This window comes from Cytobacillus massiliigabonensis, from assembly GCF_900199725.1.
Taxonomy (GTDB): Bacteria; Bacillota; Bacilli; order Bacillales; family Cytobacillaceae; genus Cytobacillus; species Cytobacillus massiliigabonensis.
Genome location: NZ_LT904903.1, coordinates 270,317 through 273,477, shown reverse-complemented (window position 1 = coordinate 273,477; position 3,161 = coordinate 270,317). Strand labels below are relative to the sequence as shown.

The following is a 3,161-nucleotide window of genomic DNA, read 5'->3' as shown; positions in this document are numbered from 1 at the left end:
ATAAGAGAAAACTAAGATGGCGATTACTCGGTTATTCTTCTTTATATACATTATCTAGTTTTCAAAGAACAAATTCATATGAGAGAATTGCTCTCTCAAAACTGAACGAACAATGAAACGTCTTTTAATGAAGTTAGACTTCATTTCATCCTTAGAAAGGAGGTGATCCAGCCGCACCTTCCGATACGGCTACCTTGTTACGACTTCACCCCAATCATCTGTCCCACCTTAGGCGGCTGGCTCCTTGCGGTTACCCCACCGACTTCGGGTGTTACAAACTCTCGTGGTGTGACGGGCGGTGTGTACAAGGCCCGGGAACGTATTCACCGCGGCATGCTGATCCGCGATTACTAGCGATTCCGGCTTCATGCAGGCGAGTTGCAGCCTGCAATCCGAACTGAGAATGGTTTTATGGGATTGGCTAAACCTCGCGGTCTTGCAGCCCTTTGTACCATCCATTGTAGCACGTGTGTAGCCCAGGTCATAAGGGGCATGATGATTTGACGTCATCCCCACCTTCCTCCGGTTTGTCACCGGCAGTCACCTTAGAGTGCCCAACTGAATGCTGGCAACTAAGATCAAGGGTTGCGCTCGTTGCGGGACTTAACCCAACATCTCACGACACGAGCTGACGACAACCATGCACCACCTGTCACTCTGTCCCCCGAAGGGGAAAGTCCTATCTCTAGGATTGTCAGAGGATGTCAAGACCTGGTAAGGTTCTTCGCGTTGCTTCGAATTAAACCACATGCTCCACCGCTTGTGCGGGCCCCCGTCAATTCCTTTGAGTTTCAGCCTTGCGGCCGTACTCCCCAGGCGGAGTGCTTAATGCGTTTGCTGCAGCACTAAAGGGCGGAAACCCTCTAACACTTAGCACTCATCGTTTACGGCGTGGACTACCAGGGTATCTAATCCTGTTCGCTCCCCACGCTTTCGCGCCTCAGCGTCAGTTACAGACCAGAGAGTCGCCTTCGCCACTGGTGTTCCTCCACATCTCTACGCATTTCACCGCTACACGTGGAATTCCACTCTCCTCTTCTGCACTCAAGTCTCCCAGTTTCCAATGACCCTCCCCGGTTGAGCCGGGGGCTTTCACATCAGACTTAAAAGACCGCCTGCGCGCGCTTTACGCCCAATAATTCCGGACAACGCTTGCCACCTACGTATTACCGCGGCTGCTGGCACGTAGTTAGCCGTGGCTTTCTGGTTAGGTACCGTCAAGGTACCGCCCTATTCGAACGGTACTTGTTCTTCCCTAACAACAGAGTTTTACGATCCGAAAACCTTCATCACTCACGCGGCGTTGCTCCGTCAGACTTTCGTCCATTGCGGAAGATTCCCTACTGCTGCCTCCCGTAGGAGTCTGGGCCGTGTCTCAGTCCCAGTGTGGCCGATCACCCTCTCAGGTCGGCTACGCATCGTCGCCTTGGTGAGCCGTTACCTCACCAACTAGCTAATGCGCCGCGGGCCCATCTGTAAGTGATAGCCGAAGCCATCTTTCAGCTTTTCCACATGTGAGGAAAAGAATTATCCGGTATTAGCTCCGGTTTCCCGAAGTTATCCCAGTCTTACAGGCAGGTTGCCCACGTGTTACTCACCCGTCCGCCGCTAACTTTTGGGAGCAAGCTCCCGCAAGTTCGCTCGACTTGCATGTATTAGGCACGCCGCCAGCGTTCGTCCTGAGCCAGGATCAAACTCTCCAATAAAGAGTAAGATTAGCTCTTAAGTTTAAAACTTGAATTAACGTTGACGTTCTTGCTTTGTTTAGTTTTCAAAGAACTATTTTGTGACAGGATATTAATATATCACTTTATCTCAGTGGTGTCAATAACTTTTTTGAGATAATTTCTGTTTCTTTAACAGAAGGATTTTATAATATCATAGATAACCACAATTCGTCAACTACAAGAGAGTAGAATATACTATCGTTTTTTCTTCTAGCTGAGATTTATTATATTAATATATTTTTTTATAGAAGTCAACATGTATTAACAAATATAATTACCCAATTAAAATAAAATTTCTCAAGAGTACAATTATAACACTTTTACTTTTCTAAAAAGACTAATTATTGAAAGAGTTAATATTAGTAGCAGTACTATGCTTATCCAAGATAATGATTTGTTACTTATGAATTCATTTTCTAATTGAACCATATTACTTGGTTTCTTCCCTTCTCCAAGTTCCAATAAATCTTTATCTGCATACTGCATTTCCGAACTTCTTCCACAGTTAATTACTAGTGCTTCCTCTGCATTCTCCTGTAATGGCACAATCACATGCCATTACAGGAGAATAAGGATAGAAAGAAACGAATGATATCGTTGCTAGAGTTAAAAATAAGAATCGCACTCTTGTTTCCAGCACCTTAATCACCCCTTTTAAACTTGGATGACTTTTATTTTAAATATGTTTCCTCACTATTGCGTGGGATGTAAAAAAGGACAGAACTGAACTGAACCCAAAAAGTTAGACATGGGTTTAGGCAGCTACTTGGGCATGAGTTCGGTATTGCACTGGACTCATGCCTTTTAACTTTGCCTTAATCCGTTTGTGGTTATAATAGTGAATGTATTTTTCTAACTCTATTTTAAAATGCTCCACACTCTCGAATTTCTTCAAATAAAGCAATTCAGACTTTAATAAGCCAAAGAAGTTCTCCATGACTGCGTTATCCAAGCAGTTCCCCTTACGGGACATACTTTGAATGATACCATGTTTTTTTAATGCAAATTGATACTGCTTCATCTGATAATGCCAGCCTTGATCAGAATGGAGGATGGGGGTTTCTCCCTCGTTTAATCGCTCAATGGCCTTGTCCAACATTTTAGAAACAAGTGGATATACAGGGCGTTGCTCTATATTATAAGCTATTATCTCACCATTATATAAGTCGAGAATGGGCGATAAATATAGCTTTTCCCCATGCAGGTGGAATTCTGTCACATCCGTCACCCACTTCTTGTTAGGCTTAGATGCATGAAAATCCCGTTCTAATATATTAGCTGTAGTTTTGCCTACTTGTCCTCGGTATGACCGATATTTTTTCATTCGAACGAGACATTTTAATCCCAGCTCATTCATTAGACGTCGGATCGTTTTATGATTGATTACATACCCTCTGTTGCGTAATTCTAATGTAATCCGACGGTAACCATAAC

Annotated in this window: 2 protein-coding genes and 1 rRNA gene; all 3 read right to left on the bottom strand. The window is 44.1% G+C overall.

The window, feature by feature from the left end; translation table 11 throughout:
• Positions 1–155 precede the first annotated feature (155 nt).
• Positions 156–1,706 (bottom strand): 16S ribosomal RNA (locus C1726_RS07425).
• A gap of 526 nt (positions 1,707–2,232) precedes the next feature.
• A complete protein-coding gene (locus C1726_RS26745; protein WP_268877008.1) occupies positions 2,233–2,367 on the bottom strand; it encodes a hypothetical protein in 135 nt (44 codons plus the stop codon).
• A gap of 114 nt (positions 2,368–2,481) precedes the next feature.
• Positions 2,482–3,161 (bottom strand): IS3 family transposase (locus tag C1726_RS07420; protein WP_142385082.1); only part of this gene is annotated, 680 nt, incomplete at its 5' end.